This window comes from Halobellus sp. Atlit-38R, assembly GCF_003665925.1.
Lineage (GTDB): Archaea > Halobacteriota > Halobacteria > Halobacteriales > Haloferacaceae > Haloquadratum > Haloquadratum inordinatus.
The window spans coordinates 40559-56682 of sequence record NZ_QXIJ01000010.1 but is presented as its reverse complement, the minus strand read 5'-3'; the positions used below and the strand labels follow the sequence as shown (position 1 = coordinate 56682).

The following is a 16124-nucleotide window of genomic DNA, read 5'->3' as shown; positions in this document are numbered from 1 at the left end:
AATGGTGGGGCCAGATGTTAGACAACGCTTACTCGTGGTGCTCATTCTCGTCTGCGTCTGTGGGCTCTCTGTGGCATTCCCTGTCTCGGCCGGGGAGCAGCCGAGAGGAAGCGAGAGTATCAAAACGGGTGTCGGGCTTGCACAGACCGGGTCGGCAGAGTTCACTGTCCAAGCCGTTTCCAAAGCGGACGTGGTGCAAGGGGACACGTTCGATGCGAGGATGAAAGTCACCAATACGGGCGATGAAACGGGCACGCGAACGTTGACCTTCGACGTGGGATCGATTCACCGCGAGACGGAGATGAGGCTGTCGCCGGGTGAGACAGACACGTGGTATCTGACGGTTGACAGCGATCCGCTCTCGGCGGGTGAATATACGCAGTATTTCCGGACGCCATCGGACACTGACGATCTGCCATTGACCGTCAAGGCAGGTGAGCCAAACTTCCTCGTTGGTAACCTCCGGGTTGAGCAAAACGGCGAGACAGTCTCGCGGATAGACAAGGGAGAGTCGGCGGAAATCAAGTACGCACTCTACAATGACGGCGAGGGGAGGGACGGACAGTTCGCGAACTGCTATCTCGCCAGCTCGCACGTCGGCGACCAGTTCATCGAACTAGAGCCGTCAGAGTCCGAGACAGATCTGTCTTGTTCGTTCGATACCGACGATTTGTCTCCCGGACGGTACGAATACGGCGTTGAGTCGGACGACGACTCGTGGTACAAGGATCTCTATATCGACAAGCCACCACAACCGCCGACGATCACGTCTGCGTACCCCTCTGGAGACGTCAAACTCAATCACGAGACGGGTGACTCCGAAACATTCAGCGTCGACGTTTCCGATCCCGACTCAGATTACGATGCCATCTCGACCGAGTGGTCTGTCGACGGTGTTGGCCGCGGGACTGCTGACGAACTCACTGTCTCCGCTGATGACCTCTCGCCGGGGATGCACACGGTTAGAGCGACCGTTGACGACAACCAAGCCGAAACCGAGAGTGTGAGCCGCGAGTGGTCCGTTCGCGTCGTTGTGCCACCGAAGATAGATGGAAAAGCACCGCAACAGCCCTCAGTGAATGTCGCTCCGGGCGAGTCGGCCTCATTCGACGTCGAGGTCGACGATGCTGATACGCCTGACTCGAACATCGACGTGTGGTGGGAAGTCGATGGCGACCGAGCTGGGTCTGGGCAGTCGTTCGAGATAGACAGGAGCGCACTTGGATCCGGCAAGCACACAGTGAGCGTAACCGTTTCCGATGGGACAAGCCTCACGGACAACGCACGGGCAGAATGGACGATTAAAGGCCTCTCGAAGCCACAGATCCACAGCATCTCGCCGTCACGTTCGTCAGTGGCACCCGGCGAACCGGTCTCGTTCTCAGTCGATGCGAGTGATCCGAACGGGAAGGGTATCGCGACCGTACAATGGGAACTCGCCGGCCAACAGTTCTCCGGGACGACGGTAGAACACACGTTCCAGCAAGTCGGTACTGTCGACGTAGAGGTGAGCGTGACAAACGAAGCTGGGATCACCACAACCAAATCCAGAGAAGTGTCGATCGAGGCAACACCACCGAACGTACAGGGTGCGGGCCCGACACAGTCGGTCGTCGCAGTGGGTGAATCGCTCCAGGTCAGTGCTAACGCGACCGATCCGAAGGGGCGGTCGCTCTCCTTTGATTACCGGTGGGAGCTAGGCACCGAAGAAGTCAGCGAGCAGCAATCGACGGCGATGAGCTTCGACGAGGTCGGCCAGCACAAACTCACACTGACGGTCACGAACTCCTATGGGGCAAAGACAACCCGGATGTACACGGTTCGCGTCCGCAATGACCGACCATCGGTCGATCGACAGCAGCCGACCGACAAATCCATATCCGTCCTGTCACAGAATCCCGTCCGGTTCGCCGCCCGGGTGACGAACCGCGACACCTCGACGACGACCGTGGCGTTCCGAATTGGTGAGTCCACAGTCGAGACACGTAATGTCGACAGCGACAGACAGCGTGTCGCGTTCCAGCACACATTTGACACGCCCGGTGAGAAGACCGTCACGCTCGTCGCTCGTGACCAACACGGGGCCGAGAACGAAGTCACGTGGGACGTGAACATCCAGAGTCGGCCACCGCGCTTCATCGACGTGTCGCCGAGTCAGCAGCGGCTCTCGCTGATGTCTGGGTCGACTACCTCATTTTCGGTGGACGCGCGTGATCCCGAACAGGAAGGAGTGACCTATCAGTGGTCGCAAAACGGGAGTACAGTCGGTACGGGACCGTCACTCGAACGGACGTTCGACGAGGCTGGGACGTACAACCTCACCGTTGAAGCGGCAGATCCGCGGGAGAGTGCGAGCACTCGATCGTGGTCCGTGGACGTCGATAGCTTCAGTGAACCTCCGACGCAGAGCCTGCACCTGACGAACATCAAGATCGATCCACAGAGTGAGCGGACCACCAAGACGTTCCTCACTGTCTCGATGGAGAATCCCAGCTCGAACGACCGCACTGTCGTCGTCGACTTCATTATCGACACGCCGGACGGCCTCGACGTCGTCCGAATGCGAGGCGTCGATGCGGCAAACAAGGCGCAGATCACGGGGAAGGGTCGTATTGACCCTGGGTCGCAGCGCTCGATGCGCGTCGGCCTTCGGATCGCAGATGAATCGCTGATCGGCTCCGACGTCCCGATCGATGTCACGATCCGATACTACCCCGCCGGTCATCCAGAGGACCTGACCTACATCCGACAGTCCAACGAGAGGATCAGCATCCGTGGGCCGAGTTTCATTGAACAGCTTTCATCGTGGTTCGATGGCGTTCTTGGCGGTGTTTTCGGGTCTGTGACCGTACCCGACGCGTAACGAGAGGAGGCCAAGAACCACTGGACCGGATGTTTTCTGCCCTTACCGAAAGACGAGGACGAGAAGCGCACCGACGACGAGCCCACCGAGTGAGTATAGAAGCGTCCGGTTGTCGTCAGGTTCCGAGGTCGGTGTCTCACCGAGTGGTCCCGGATTCGGGGTTTCGGTGTCGATCTCGATCGAGAACCCACTCAACCGATTGCTCTCTTCTGGATATCCAACCGGGAAGTACTCGAAATCGACGATTAGGACTTCTGAGCCGAGATCCCGAGAGAAGACGTTCGCCGACATCGTTACCGCCTCACCTGGTGAGACTCGAAACGACGACGTAAGTTGTCCCTGACCACCGCTGTTGACGTTATCCGTTCCTGAGACGTACATCCCCGATGGAATCGTCAGTACCATCTGCACAACGAGTGGACAGGGGTTTGAACGTGGAGCGGTCGCCTGCCCTGAGATTTCGGCAGGCGTATCAGTGGTGATGGTCTCATCTGTCGCCTTAATTTGGACGTGACTAATCCCCGTCGAAGCCGCATCTGATTGGGTGCACGCTGTATCTGTCGTCGCCCCGAATGGCGTTGCATCATCGCTCAGTGATGCCTGTACGCTGCCCGCAGCGCTCGTGAGTACGAGTACGCCCACCGCAAGCAACACAATGGCCGTTCGCCAACGTCGCGAAGTTGATCCTCTACTCATCGTTCCTGGTTTGCAGTGGTGACTACCATCGGTTTGAACAGTCTCGTGGGTTGTCGTGTGTGCGGCATCCGGACTAGCTATCCGTGACGATGATCGGAATGGTCCCTTGTCGCGTCTGTTCGTCCCCCTCGTCGAAGGAGTAGTTGGCGATTCCCTCAATTTCGAAGTGTCCCGTGCGCGTGGCCGCGAGTCGAATGCTCGTGCCTGCGGTCTCACCGGGGGGAAGCTCGAATGTCGCCGCATACTGGCCATTGCCACTCTCAGCCAACGACGTGCCGCGAAGGCTCATCCCGCTGGGAACTTTCAACACCAGCCGAATGGAAAGGTCCTTTTCAGGGTCGAGGTTGACCGCACTAAATTGGAGCACGGCGGTTTCGTCCGTGCTGATCCGTGTGGCTACGCCCCGGAGATGGAGCGAAATTCGGTCTGTCGACGTCGAAATCGGGTTCTTTGTTTCGGGACGGGAAGCCTCTCGCTCTTCGACGTAGACTGTTTTCGTCGTCCGGTCCATATTCAGCCCTGGGATGATTCCGAACGGCGCTGTCGTGCGGAGCGTAACCGTGTGTGCGCCACTCTCTTCGAACGCGTGTGTGACTTGCGCTCCTTCGGCATCGAAGTTCACGAGGCCCGGTGACTTATCGAAGAACCATTCCCACTTTGATGCGGTCGACTCACTCGCGTCGAACACGATCTTCTCACCGACCACCGGACTCGGTGGCGTATAGGTGAACGCTGCCTCTGCCTGGAGTGGGTTAGACGAGAGACACCCAGAAAGTGTCGTGAGAGCAGCGACAGCCCCACCACGGAGGAGATTTCGGCGCTTCACACGCTACAATAAGTAACAGTCCCAATGAAACTTTCTCGTCTTCCAGAACGCGGTCTGTCTCTTTCGCTGAGACAGGCGGACAGATTGGTTTCGGTTTCTGGGACCCAATAATTCTAACTCGTACCTATTACGAGTAAAGGATACCAGTAAATATAAGTAACTGGTAAATAACAGGTTAGAGTGTAGCCAATGAACACGAAATTCCGTATGGTCACTGTGCTAGTGCTCTCGCTCGTGCTCGTGGGGAGCACGATCGGGTTCCCACTAGCAGCCGGAGTTGCGAGCGCACAAGAGACGAACACCACCGCGACCGCGACGTCGACGCCAACGCCGACTGCATCGGACACCACGACCGCAGCCGCCTGTGAGGACCCGAGCCTTCCGCAGATGGACGCTGCTCGGCTCTACGCGCCCACCCAACAGATCGAGGCCGGACAGCCCGGTCGCATCGAGGGCGGTTTCGACCTCGACAATCAGGCAGAGTGTCCTGTCGTGGTCGAGGTGCGACTGATGGTCCAGTCTGGGATGAGCATCAGTGGCGGGAGTGACTGGGGCTCGACCGCGGCCGGGATGGTCTCCACCGAGTTCACGATCACGCCGGACGGCTCTGACGCTGAAGACATCGCCGCGAACGTCTACAGCCGAAACACCGGCGAAGCTCGTGTCGACGCCGAAATCGAATACTGGCCCAAGGGGCACCCCGAGATGAGTCAGAACCTCGACAGCCAGCGGTTCTACTTCGATGTCACCGAACCGACCACGGAGACGGCCACTGGCGGTACCGGCGGCGGGAGCGATGGCAGCAGCATCCTGTCGGGTCTCTCGAACCTCGATTCGGAGATTCTGCTGTTCTTCCTCGCCGCACTCGCCATCGTCGGGATGATGTATATCGCTCCCAAGCTCGGGATCAACCTCGGCAAGTAAGCACCGACCATCTCTCCCCCACCCCAGCCATCCAGGGCCACTATCGACGCGCTCTTGGGGGAGTGACAGCGGGTCTCGCCGACGGAGATACGAAGCGCAGCGACGTACAACCCAACCAACGGCAAAACACAATGTTCGACAATATTTTTGGCGGCTCAGACGACGAAGACGACGACAAGAACGACGTCCAGCGAAACGGCGCCGATAGCGAATGGGACATCGAAGTATCGGGACACACCGGGTTCAGAAGCTCAAGTAGCAACGATAGCAGCACCAGTAGTGGATGGTTTCGGACACACACCATCTCCCTCGATTTGGACGCAAGTGAGGGGACGGCGTCGACGGACACGCAGTCGCCGTCGCAGCCGGCGGTACCCGACGAGCCTACGACAGGGCCATCCCCCGGATCCGGTTCGTACGACCGGGGGACGTTCGTGTTCCCAGATGACCGCGACTTTATGCAGAAGGTCGAGGCACGCGGTCTCAACGGGGCACACAACCGCGTCGAAACAGTGTACGTCCTCGCAGGCAATTCTTATACGACGCCAACAGATCTGTTCCGACTCGACAATCCGTCGTACTACAAGTCGGCGACGCGTCGGAGCGTCGTCTCCTACGGTCGGAAGATGGCCAACAAGGTCGCTGCACTCTATCCCGACGGCAAGGCGCCCAAACTGCTCGTCCGGTTCCACACGCACCCGGGCGGCTCGACCCGCCCAAGCGACGCCGACAGACAGAGTGCTGCGCAGGTCAGAGACAACTTCGCCGACGCCTTCGGGACGAGCGACTTCGAGTTCTTCCAAGGAATCCACGCCTACAAGGACCACGGCAGCAACCCCTCGCCCTCGGAACGGCACTCGCCGACGGCCCGCAGCAATTCGGTCTCGTGGCGGGGCGAGCAGTATCGACACGAACTGGCCCTCTTCGGACCGAAGTTCCAGAACCCGCGGAAAGCAGTGGTGACCGATGACTGACGACAGTGAGGAGCTCGCAGCGGCGCTTCAGCAGCTGGACGCCGAGACTGCTGAGGGTCTCCAAGATCTCGCGGAGAATAACCCCGAGTTACTCCGCGAGACGCTCAGCGACCTCGGCTATCTCCCGACAGTCAATCAAGAGTCGCAGGCGGCGGAGAAGTCGGTTGATTTGCCAGACGCTCAGCGCCGCCTTGCAGACGCGCTGCAGGAGATGGGGAGTCCCCGTACTGCCGAGGAAGTCGTCGACCTCATACGACATGAATTCCCCGAGATCGTAGACGAGTTCCAGTCGGCGAAGCACCGCCCCTGGATGTCGACGCAGTTGAACGAACTCGTCGAACGTGGCCTCATCGGTCGGTTCCGCGACGGACGGACAGTCAGATACACGTTCGAACCAACCGAGGCGGTTCGCCACTGGGCGCTGCACAACAACCGATTCGTCGAAGATCTCGAACGCGGGACCGCCCGCGAGATCGCCGACGATACCGGAATGCCCGTCCGTACAGTTCGCGAAGCCATCGACGAAATCACAGCGGAGAGTGACTGAAATGTCCGACCCAACGCAGGAACCCGAGCACGATCCGAAAAACAGCACAGAGAACGAGCACTCCGATGCGGATCCCGTCGAAGATCAGGTGCCGTCGTCGGATGACGATGATGTCCGGCCGAGTAACGAACGTACCGACCCAAGCGTGACTGTTCAGACAGTCACGGAACTTCACCGCCGACTCCTCGACGTGGACAGCACAGTTGGTGACCTCGAAACGACGCTGACAGTCATCACCGAACTACTTGCAGCTGACGAGAACACAGCCGGTGAGGAACTACAGGGAGAGGTTACCGACGTTGTCGAGCAGATCGATGCGGCAAACGCACAACTTGACGAGATCGCAAGTGCTGCTCGTCGGTTGAAAAAGCTGGTTGACGAACAGTCTAGCGACACATCAGGTGGAAGTGATGCCGAACCCAGTGGACGAGAGGGAACATCGGTCTTCGACGATGCCGATGAGTACGTCAGAAATACGGCCGCAACAACTCCCGACGATCAGTAGTACTTGCTGTTCACACTTCATCTCACTAAACTAATATTTTAGGAGTACACATTTTGTGGCACCCGAAAGATATAAAATTCAATAGATAAATAATATGTATGACCTTTCTGGATCCAACTCGTCGACGATTACTTCAATATGTCCCTGTAGTTCTTGGAGCTGGGAGTCAAATAGACGTCGCTCAAGCGGCTGAAAATTCGAGGGCAGAGGGCTGGCCAATGGCCCAACATAATAAAAAACGAACGAGCAGTTCAGATGTTCTAGAAGCACCTGGTCCCCAATTAGAAACAGAGTGGTCTCGTAATTTGGGTAATCCTATCGGAGATATTATGGCCGTGGATGGAACAGTATTTGCGACGATATTAGGATCTGCCAACGGATTAGCATTAAATGCGGAGACTGGAGAGGGAATCTGGAGTGGCCCAATAGAGACGTACCACAATGGATACATATATGGCCAAAATTCATACTATGGTGACACTATTCACCAAATCGATCCCAGCAATGGTGAAATACGGTGGTCAAAGACTATCGAGACAGGAAACTCAGAGTACGTGAGCAGACTGATAGGAAATCGTGATTCGATAATTGTTGCTGTGAAAGAAGACGGGTCCCAGCGAACCGGGAGTCTTCATTCAATTTCAATCGATGATCAACGGCAACAATGGGTACACGACCGAGTCTCGGTGGGGGGGATGGCAATTGCTGATGGATCCGTATATTTCGCGGACTATGCAGGCCCTATTTCGCTCCACAGTATTGACCTGAATGATGGAACCTCCAACTGGGACATCGAAGTCAACAGTTTCGATGTTGGAACACCCACAGTTCAGGGAAATACGATCTACCTTCCAAATTCTGATGCTGATTTGATGGCCTTCGGTGCAAATCTGGGCACCAAAAAGTGGGAGTTCAACACCCCCGACGACAACTTCGGTTCGCCTGCTGTTACTGATGAATATGTAGTCAGTCCACTTGGTGAAGGTGTCTTTTGTCTGTCACAGGATATGGGTATAAACTGGGAGTTCCAAGTCGAAGAGGACTGGGCGCCGGTTGGTGGAGTGGCAGTCGTACGGGATAAAGTGTATTTCGGGGCGCGCGACGGCAATTTTTATGTGTTAGATTTGCATACGGGTGAAGAATTAAACCGGTTTGAGACGGACAGCGAGATCGTTGGATCGCCGGCAATCGCGTATAATAAAGTGTACTTTGGGACGGAGGATGGGACAATATACGCTTTGACTGATCAGCCGAATAAACGACCTGACCCCGATTTCAGTTATTCACCTAGAAATCCCCGTGTTGATACCGAGGTGACATTCGATGCAAGTGAATCGACTGATGACCGGTCGATCGTGGAGTATGATTGGACGTTCGGGAATTCAAATCTTGGTCCCGGTACTGGTGAAATTGTATCAAAAGTATTCGAGACGCCAGGCAGGAAAGATGTCGAATTAACAGTAACCGATGATCAGGATACTTCTGCAACAATTTCAAAAAGCGTAGACGTCGTTCGAGCGAATCAGGTCCCAGAGGCACGTATCTCACATTCACCAAATGAACCAGAAGTTGGTGATTCAGTGACCTTTGAGGGAACCGCGTCATCTGACCCGGATGGAACGATTGAAAAATTTGAGTGGGATATCGACCAGGATCCCAGCTCAGGATATCATATTGACGGGGACGTTGTCGAATACTCCTTTGAGAGCCCCGGTGATAAAAACGTCAAATTGCGAGTCACCGACAATGACGGACTCGAAGCCAGTACTGAAAAGCAAGTTACGGTGGTTCAACAGCAAGTGAATTTTGAATTCACGGGGACGCAAACAGAAATCACACTTGATGAGGATGCTATCATTACACTTAGCATCGTGAACTATCTTTCAAACAAAGAAGTAACTGTACAGTTAGTGATCAACACCCCGAGTGGCATATCTGTGTCCAGTGTGGCAGGTGCTGATTCAGGATCAAATCAGTACAATGCGGTAGAAACTATCGACCCGGCAAGCCAATCGAGCATTAGTATTCGCTTGGCGGCGAATGAGCCAGGCGAATTCGATGTGGGTGGGATCGCAATATGGTATCGTGGTGACGATGAGGATGACGTCAATCGGTACACAGACAGTGTGACAATACAAGCTCAGTCAGAAGGTGGGTCCGCTGATAGAAGCGACCAGAACGGTGATCCGACATCCAGTGAAGCCCCCGGTTTTGGTATCGGCACGGCACTCGGGGGGGTCGCTGGTAGTTCCGCTCTCATCAAATGGCTCCACGACAGACGCCCGCGGGAGTAGTTCCCGACAGATAGCCCCGACGGGATGAAAGGGGGTATTGAACGCTCGATCCTCGTTGGCGGCGGAGAGCCCCCAGAACCTGAGCCGAAATCGAAAGATCCGCGAAAGCCGTAGGCCTCGTAGAGCAGTCCCACTTAGGGACAGTGGAACTGTATATAGCGGTAAGTGGTTCACGCGAAGCCTGGGTCTGTCCAGATTGGCTTCACGAGACAATCGCTACGCTCAGCCTACGGAATGTATTGAGAGGCGGGCAATGGACCTCATTGAGCCGTGCCAACACGAGAGGCGAGCACTATAGTAGCGTTTGCAATTCTTCACTCACCGAATCCCACGCAGTCGTGCGGTTGGCTGTGTAATCAGTTGCAAACGCTACTATAGAAGACTCGATGCTGATTGAGAGGCATCACACTTACACTCGGCACCAGCCACAGTTACAGATACTCGTCGAAGATGTCCGCAAACTCGTCTTGGACGAGATCCCGCATTGCATCTGCACGGGCCTGTCGGCGGGTGCGTTCGTCGAGGTAGTTTCGTTCAGAAACGGACGCATCCCGACTGCCTTGGGAAGCCGCGACAGCCGCGGTCCCCGCTTCGATATTGGGGCGTTGCTGGCGGTACAGACGGTACCAGGTTCGGCGTCCCATCTTTGGGAGCGGATGAGTACCGTCGATGTCCACGTCAGCCCGTTCGCCGAGATCGCGGAACCAACGCCGCGCTGTCTGTGTCGACATCGGCCGCGTGATCGATTGACCCGGGAGGAGATAGCCAGTCCACTCGTCGTTGTATGCGAGGGTATCGATACGGTCAGAAACAGCCTCAACGCCGACGAGGAGTTCAACGGTGTTCCGGGCCCGGCGGGCGTTCTTCCGTTGGCCAGCCTCGAATTCGATGTAGGGGACGTCGCCTTCCTCCGGGTCGAGAACGAGTTGATCGACGTGGAGTTCACACGCCTCGATCGGACGGAGACCCCAGCCAGCAAGCGCGAGGAGGAGAAACCGTTCGTCAGCATTGCCAGCTTCGAGGAGTGCAGAGAGGTCGCTCCGAGAAAGTGCAGGATGATCGTAGATCGGGTCTTCGTCCCACCCAAACCGGTTCAGAAGGTTCTCAGCCGGGTTGTAGAGGCTGCGTCCCATCTCTTCGAGGAACGTGTACCAGTTCTTCACCGCGGAGACGTACTTTTTTTTCGAGGCGAGTGTCCCCAGCTCGTCGTCGAGCACGCGGAACGTGTCGCGCACGCGCGCTATTTCGTCGGGTTTCGTGGTTTCATCGAGTAGTGGCGAGAGCAAATCGTCCGTTTCGTTGACCTCATAGTAGGTCGTGACGTACGTCCGCAACCGAGAGCGGCGCGGTCCCACGGTCGTCGGGGCGCGCCCGCGGTCCCGTTCGAGTTCTTCGAGGTAGTCTTCGAGCCCGCGGATCGTTGGCTCGTGGTCGATTCCCCATTCGTCGTCGGCATCATCAGAGTTCGGTGGGAGGCCGACGGCGTCGTAGAACTCACCGGGTGAGAGGTCGTACTCACGGCGTAGGCGCTCGACGAATCCGGAGTAGTTACGCTTCAGCCACGCGTACGTAGGTGTTTCACGCTCGGGATCGATGTCGGCATCTGCGTCAGCGCGAAGTGTAGGTGCGACTTCCTCACGGTAGAACTGGGCGAAGTCGTCGAGGCCGTCGAAGCGTGCGTAGTTTGGCATCGTTAGATCGTTCCTGCAGGGTGAAGCCGCCTCGCTTTCCGAGAGAGTGATTCTAAGGACACGGTTTTGAGTACGTAGAGAGATACGGTCGTTTTTCTTAGTATTTGTGGTGTAGTGTTGTCGGGGTGCGACAACAAGACAACACAGCTAACCCGAGAATATCTCCCACCCAGTGATATATTATATATCGCTATACAAAATTTAGATATCGAAGGCTCTGCTATTTGCATACAATTATTCGGTTCTTTCGGGCGATATACTAGGGCGGCGGCGGATTGTCTCGCTTGCTCTCACTAGTGTATTGTCGGGACCGCGGCTGTCGCATTCCTTCCGAAATAGCCAAGATAACGTCCAAGAGCACAGTTAGACAATAGACTAGGCAGAAGCAGATCGGTGTAACTCCCACAACCACAAAAGGTTATGATGGATAGACAGAAATGAGTCACTATGGGTGACTTTGTCGTCCGCGACGCTAAGACCCTTGATGGCCAAAGCGTAGACATTCGAATCCGAGACGGTGTTATTGACCGTGTCGAGAGAGCCGGAACACTCTCAGCCGGGGAACTAGAGGAGGAGCGACGCTTCGACGCTGAGGGCCGCCTAGTAACGCCCTCACTGACCGAACCACACCTTCACCTCGATTATGCTCTCGCCGCTGGTCAACCGCGCTGGAACGAAGCCGGTACGTTAGCTGAAGGCATCGACATCTGGGCGGAATACAAACAAAATCTGACGAAAGACGACGTCAAACAACGCGCTGCTCGAACGGCGAAGTGGTTAGTAGCACACGGGGTCACGAGGGTTCGGACACACGCGGACGCGACTGAGGAGTCGCTCGCGACCGTCGAAGCCCTTCTCGAACTGCGTCGAGAGCTACAGGATATCATCGATATCGAGGTGATCGCGTTCCCGCAGGATGGAATCTTTACCGACGAGGGCAATCAAGCGTTGCTGCGTGAAGCCGTAGAGATGGACGTCGACGGAATTGGTGCTATTCCCCACGCCGAACCGACCAGAGAGACGGGAGTCAAATCGGTGAAAACGGTCTTCGATCTCGCGAGGAAGTCTGACCTGAAAGTGGATATGCACATCGACGAGACTGATGATCCTGGCTCTCGGTTTACTGAAGTGTTGGCAAACGAAGCCCGACGGCATAGTTGGGGCGACCGAACCACGGCGAGTCACGTCGCGGCGTTGCACTCGTATCCGAACTCGTATGCGAGCAAACTCATCTCGTTGTTGGCAGAGAGTGGTGTCAGCGTGATCACTAATCCTCCGGACAACAGCGTTCTGCAGGGCCGACACGACGATTATCCACGTCGACGGGGACACACTCGCATCGATCAGCTACAGGATGCAAACATCACCGTCGGTCTCGGTCACGACTCGATCGTGGACCCGTGGTATCATTACGGCAAGGGAGATCCACTTGATGCCGCGTACATCTTAATTCACTATGCGCATATGAGTGGCTACGACGACGTAAGCGTCATCTGGGATATGTTGACGACGGCTAACTCGGACATCTTTGGCTGCAAAAACTACGGACTCGAACCCGGGAGTGAAGGCTCACTCGTCGTGTACGATAGCTTCAGCGCGTTCGACACCTTACGGTTGCGTCCCCCTCGACGGTTAGTCCTCAAAGAGGGAACCCCCGTGGCACGGACTCGCCCGAGTGAAACAACGGTGCTTCAGGGAGACGAACGCACGACGGTTGACTTCCAGCGATCGTAATTCGACGTTCAACCAAGGAGCACCGAGGCGGCACTCGCCAATCTTCAAACGTTCCGTGTGTCGTGAACAGGCACTTCTGCCTGCAACTCGTGTCTCCGCTCTCCGAGTGCGAAACGTTGACCGCGCCGGGAACCACTCGACACAGGAGTGATCAAAGAATGCGGCGAGCGTTCGGACTGGTCTGTTAGTCGTCCTGTGTAGATACTTGTTTGCGTGAGGGTAACTGATGTTCGTCGATCACATCATATCGGCTGCTGAACAGCTTCAGCATCGAATAGATCGAGACTAGCACCACGATGCCGAACGGACCTCCCGTAATAATCGCCGCGGCTTGGAGCGCACCGACCCCTCCAGCAACCATCAGCACTGAAGCCAGGAGGCCGATGATTCCGCCCCAAATAACGCGGTTGATCAGCGACGGCGATTCCTCCCCACCAGTGGTGAGCATACCAAGAGCCAGTGTGGACGAGTCGGCAGAGGTAATAAAGAACGTCGTGACAAGAATCAAAAAGAGGACCATCAATATCTCTCCGAACGCCAGCGCGTCGAACAGCGGGTATCCAGCCGCTGCTTCCTCCCCGCCGTATTGGCTAATAACGCCGAGGATATCGGCCCTGCCGGTTTGCTGGAAGAAAATAGCTGAACCGCCCATCGTTGCGTACCACGGGACAGTGATTCCGGTAGACGCGAAGACACCAACGATCGAAACTTCACGAATCGTTCGTCCACGCGAGATGCGCGCGATGAAGAGCCCGACAAAGGGCGCCCACGAGAACCACCAGGCCCAGAAGAAGATCGTCCAATTTCCGACCCAAGCGCTCGAGTCAGATCCTGCACTCGTATAGAAACTCATCGCGATAAATTGGTCCAGATAATTCCCGAGGGCCTGTGTTCCCGCAGTGAGGATGTACGACGTTGGGCCAAGTACGAACGCGGCAGCGGTCAAAACAGAGAATAGTGCCATATTGAAGTACGATATGCGAACAATTCCTTTCTTGATACCGGCCGAAACTGAAAGCGTGAACGCGACTGTTAGTCCCGTAATCATCATCACAGTCCCCGCATCACCCATCTGCACGCCAGCCACGTAATCGAGTCCAACGAGGAACTGACTCCCAACCAGTCCGAGAGTGGTCGCCACTCCACCAATGGTAGCGAACACGGCGGTGACATCGATGAGTTTCGCCCAGAGGCTATCTAAATTATCTAAGCCGACGAGTGGCGCGATGAGAGTCGACACACGCAGTGGCGCATCCAATTTGTATGCCAGATATGCAATGGGAATCGCAATCGTCATATATGCGGACCAGGCCGACAGCCCCCAGTGGAAGTAACTGTACTGTATCGCCCCAATAGCGGCTTCTTGACTCGCGGCACCGGCATTAAAGAACGGAGATGGGGACTGATAGTGGAAAATTGCCTCTGCCGGTCCCCAGAAGACGACTCCCGCTGCAGTTCCAGCCGAGTACAACATCACGAAGTACGTGAGATATCCAAATTCGGGCTCTTCGTCTTCTTTGCCCAGTCTGATGCTCCCCCACGGACCCAAGATGAGAAAGAGAACGAAAACGACTGCACAAAACATTATCAGCAGGTACGCCCAACTCAACTCGGTCCAGAGGAAGGTGTTAATATTCCCTGTCAGTGTCGTTGCCGTTTCTTCCCAAAAAATGAATCCGATGACAGTCAGGGCGGTTACAGTGATGCCGATCCCGAAAATTGTATTGTCCAGCTCGTTTACGAACTCTGCTATCGTCCCTCGTATGCTCTCTAATTTCATAATTTACTGTCGGTGTTGATCTGGGCCTTTACTCCGCTGTGGGCCAAGATATGACTTGCCACACCATACGGGATACTATATTGATACATAATTCTTTCCCCGACTGACCTGTTATAGCTGATTTGGGTGCTCAAAATATCTCCCTACAGAGCCTGAATCGACTGCGACTACGGAGATGCGTGTAAGCTACTGTACTGTACACTGTAGCGGCCCCCGGTGACAAGCCCCGCGACAGAATCCGTTGTAGTCCTCGACGAACTACCCGACCAGTTGTTACTCATTTTTTCACCACAAAATTATAATAGATGTACGATGATTGACCAGGTATGGTAGTGGTAGCAGCAGTTGACGATTCAGAACAGGCGGCAGCCGTCCTCAACGAAGCAAACGTTCTCGCCAAGCAATTCGACGACACCGTCCACGTGCTCCACGTTATGACCCGACCGGAAGCGCTCGAGGCGGACGGAGAACAGATAGACGATCCCGGGGACGTTCAGGCCGGTGACGAACTCCGGTCTCGGGCAAAACGAGTGGCGGCAGAACTCGTCAATACGAGTTCGATAGATGCCGACGTCGTACCGGTCGGCCGGATTGGTGACCCAGCATCGTCAATAACGAACTATGCGAACACACAGGATACCCGCTATATCGTCGTCAGCCCGCAAAAGAGAACCCAAACTGGAAAAGTTCTCTTCGGAAGCGTTGCTCAGTCTGTCATTTTAGATGCAGACTGCCCGGTCGTTTCTCTCCGGCCAGACACTGTGTAACAGGTCACCGAACGCGATGACGTGCCGTCACAAGCCTCTGTCTCGTCGCTGAGGATGCTCAAAAAGCGAGGCTTGTGCCCGGGCCTATCGGGTCCATTACAAGACACCTTCTCCAGGATCCATTAGCGGCGGCTCCTTTGGCCGTACTGTGTCTGTGCTTTAGCTTGCATACAGTTTTTTGATTGCAAAATTGTCGATGTATGGCGGAGAGCGTTTGTAATAACAAAACCGCGAACTCGCGGAGTAGAGTAACTGAGAACGTGCGAAGTGGGAGAACAGACATAGCCATTACAAGTGTAATAGTGTAATTTTATTCGGGAGCAGCGAGATTCGGCCAGGACAGACGTCATAATTCATCAATCGATTTGCTTTGGATTGCTGTCCTCTCCAGATCCTCACGCGATTCTAATTTCTAATTCGATCGAACAGCTTGTGTGCGATATGCAAACATACATCTCGTCTTTTCCAGGTATGCGTTTACTCTTCAAGGCTGAGTGCTGTCTCTCCTTATGATTCTACTATT

12 protein-coding genes are annotated in these 16124 nt (G+C 55.5%); 8 read left to right on the top strand and 4 right to left on the bottom strand.

Annotated elements, in window-relative coordinates; translation table 11 throughout:
* Nucleotides 1-220: 220 nt before the first annotated feature.
* A complete protein-coding gene (locus D3D02_RS13480; RefSeq protein WP_158599371.1) occupies nt 221-2863 on the top strand; it encodes a PKD domain-containing protein in 2643 nt (880 codons plus the stop codon).
* Nucleotides 2864-2905: 42 nt separating this feature from the next.
* Here the strand turns inward: D3D02_RS13480 and D3D02_RS13475 are convergent, their stop codons facing one another.
* Both D3D02_RS13475 and D3D02_RS13470 read right to left on the bottom strand, forming a co-directional pair.
* Complete coding sequence (locus tag D3D02_RS13475; RefSeq protein WP_147435618.1) at nt 2906-3268, bottom strand: hypothetical protein; 363 nt, start codon at nt 3266-3268, stop codon at nt 2906-2908.
* Nucleotides 3269-3632: 364 nt separating this feature from the next.
* Complete coding sequence (locus tag D3D02_RS13470; RefSeq protein ID WP_147435617.1) at nt 3633-4385, bottom strand: PKD domain-containing protein; 753 nt, start codon at nt 4383-4385, stop codon at nt 3633-3635.
* Nucleotides 4386-4592: 207 nt separating this feature from the next.
* Between D3D02_RS13470 and D3D02_RS13465 the strand changes: the two genes are divergently transcribed.
* From D3D02_RS13465 to D3D02_RS13445, 5 genes are all read left to right on the top strand, one after another.
* Nucleotides 4593-5309 (top strand): hypothetical protein, encoded by a 717-nt coding sequence (locus tag D3D02_RS13465; RefSeq protein ID WP_121570510.1) that lies wholly within the window; start codon nt 4593-4595, stop codon nt 5307-5309.
* Nucleotides 5310-5440: 131 nt separating this feature from the next.
* On the top strand, nt 5441-6283 hold the full coding sequence (locus D3D02_RS13460) for a Mov34/MPN/PAD-1 family protein (protein ID WP_121570509.1): 843 nt from the start codon (nt 5441-5443) through the stop codon (nt 6281-6283).
* Nucleotides 6276-6830 carry a hypothetical protein gene (locus tag D3D02_RS13455; protein WP_121570508.1) on the top strand — a complete coding sequence of 185 codons (555 nt, stop codon included), beginning with the start codon at nt 6276-6278 and terminating at the stop codon, nt 6828-6830. The genes D3D02_RS13460 and D3D02_RS13455 overlap by 8 nt, the downstream gene beginning before the upstream one ends.
* A gap of 1 nt (nt 6831) precedes the next feature.
* Entirely contained in the window at nt 6832-7335 is a 504-nt protein-coding gene (locus D3D02_RS13450) for a hypothetical protein (RefSeq protein WP_121570507.1), read from the top strand.
* Between the two features lie 98 nt (nt 7336-7433).
* Nucleotides 7434-9629, top strand: a complete 2196-nt coding sequence (locus D3D02_RS13445) for a PQQ-binding-like beta-propeller repeat protein (protein WP_121570506.1) — start codon at nt 7434-7436, stop codon at nt 9627-9629.
* A gap of 431 nt (nt 9630-10060) precedes the next feature.
* Here the strand turns inward: D3D02_RS13445 and D3D02_RS13440 are convergent, their stop codons facing one another.
* Complete coding sequence (locus D3D02_RS13440) at nt 10061-11320, bottom strand: tyrosine-type recombinase/integrase (protein WP_121570505.1); 1260 nt, start codon at nt 11318-11320, stop codon at nt 10061-10063.
* A gap of 447 nt (nt 11321-11767) precedes the next feature.
* Here D3D02_RS13440 and D3D02_RS13435 point away from each other — a divergent pair, with 447 nt between their 5' ends.
* Nucleotides 11768-13054 (top strand): cytosine deaminase, encoded by a 1287-nt coding sequence (locus D3D02_RS13435; RefSeq protein ID WP_121570504.1) that lies wholly within the window; start codon nt 11768-11770, stop codon nt 13052-13054.
* 184 nt (nt 13055-13238) lie between these two features.
* Here the strand turns inward: D3D02_RS13435 and D3D02_RS13430 are convergent, their stop codons facing one another.
* A complete protein-coding gene (locus D3D02_RS13430; protein ID WP_121570503.1) occupies nt 13239-14834 on the bottom strand; it encodes a BCCT family transporter in 1596 nt (531 codons plus the stop codon).
* Between the two features lie 326 nt (nt 14835-15160).
* Between D3D02_RS13430 and D3D02_RS13425 the strand changes: the two genes are divergently transcribed.
* Nucleotides 15161-15601, top strand: coding sequence for a universal stress protein (locus D3D02_RS13425; RefSeq protein ID WP_121570502.1), 441 nt, complete (start codon nt 15161-15163; stop codon nt 15599-15601).
* Nucleotides 15602-16124 lie beyond the last annotated feature (523 nt).

Coding starts and splice junctions, on each gene's coding strand:
- D3D02_RS13480 (WP_158599371.1), top strand. CDS start 221: ATGAAAGTCACCAATACGGGCGATGAAACGGGCACGCGAACGTTGACC.
- D3D02_RS13475 (WP_147435618.1), bottom strand. CDS start 3,268: ATGGTACTGACGATTCCATCGGGGATGTACGTCTCAGGAACGGATAAC.
- D3D02_RS13465 (WP_121570510.1), top strand. CDS start 4,593: ATGGTCACTGTGCTAGTGCTCTCGCTCGTGCTCGTGGGGAGCACGATC.
- D3D02_RS13460 (WP_121570509.1), top strand. CDS start 5,441: ATGTTCGACAATATTTTTGGCGGCTCAGACGACGAAGACGACGACAAG.
- D3D02_RS13455 (WP_121570508.1), top strand. CDS start 6,276: ATGACTGACGACAGTGAGGAGCTCGCAGCGGCGCTTCAGCAGCTGGAC.
- D3D02_RS13450 (WP_121570507.1), top strand. CDS start 6,832: ATGTCCGACCCAACGCAGGAACCCGAGCACGATCCGAAAAACAGCACA.
- D3D02_RS13445 (WP_121570506.1), top strand. CDS start 7,434: ATGACCTTTCTGGATCCAACTCGTCGACGATTACTTCAATATGTCCCT.
- D3D02_RS13440 (WP_121570505.1), bottom strand. CDS start 11,320: ATGCCAAACTACGCACGCTTCGACGGCCTCGACGACTTCGCCCAGTTC.
- D3D02_RS13435 (WP_121570504.1), top strand. CDS start 11,768: ATGGGTGACTTTGTCGTCCGCGACGCTAAGACCCTTGATGGCCAAAGC.
- D3D02_RS13430 (WP_121570503.1), bottom strand. CDS start 14,834: ATGAAATTAGAGAGCATACGAGGGACGATAGCAGAGTTCGTAAACGAG.
- D3D02_RS13425 (WP_121570502.1), top strand. CDS start 15,161: ATGGTAGTGGTAGCAGCAGTTGACGATTCAGAACAGGCGGCAGCCGTC.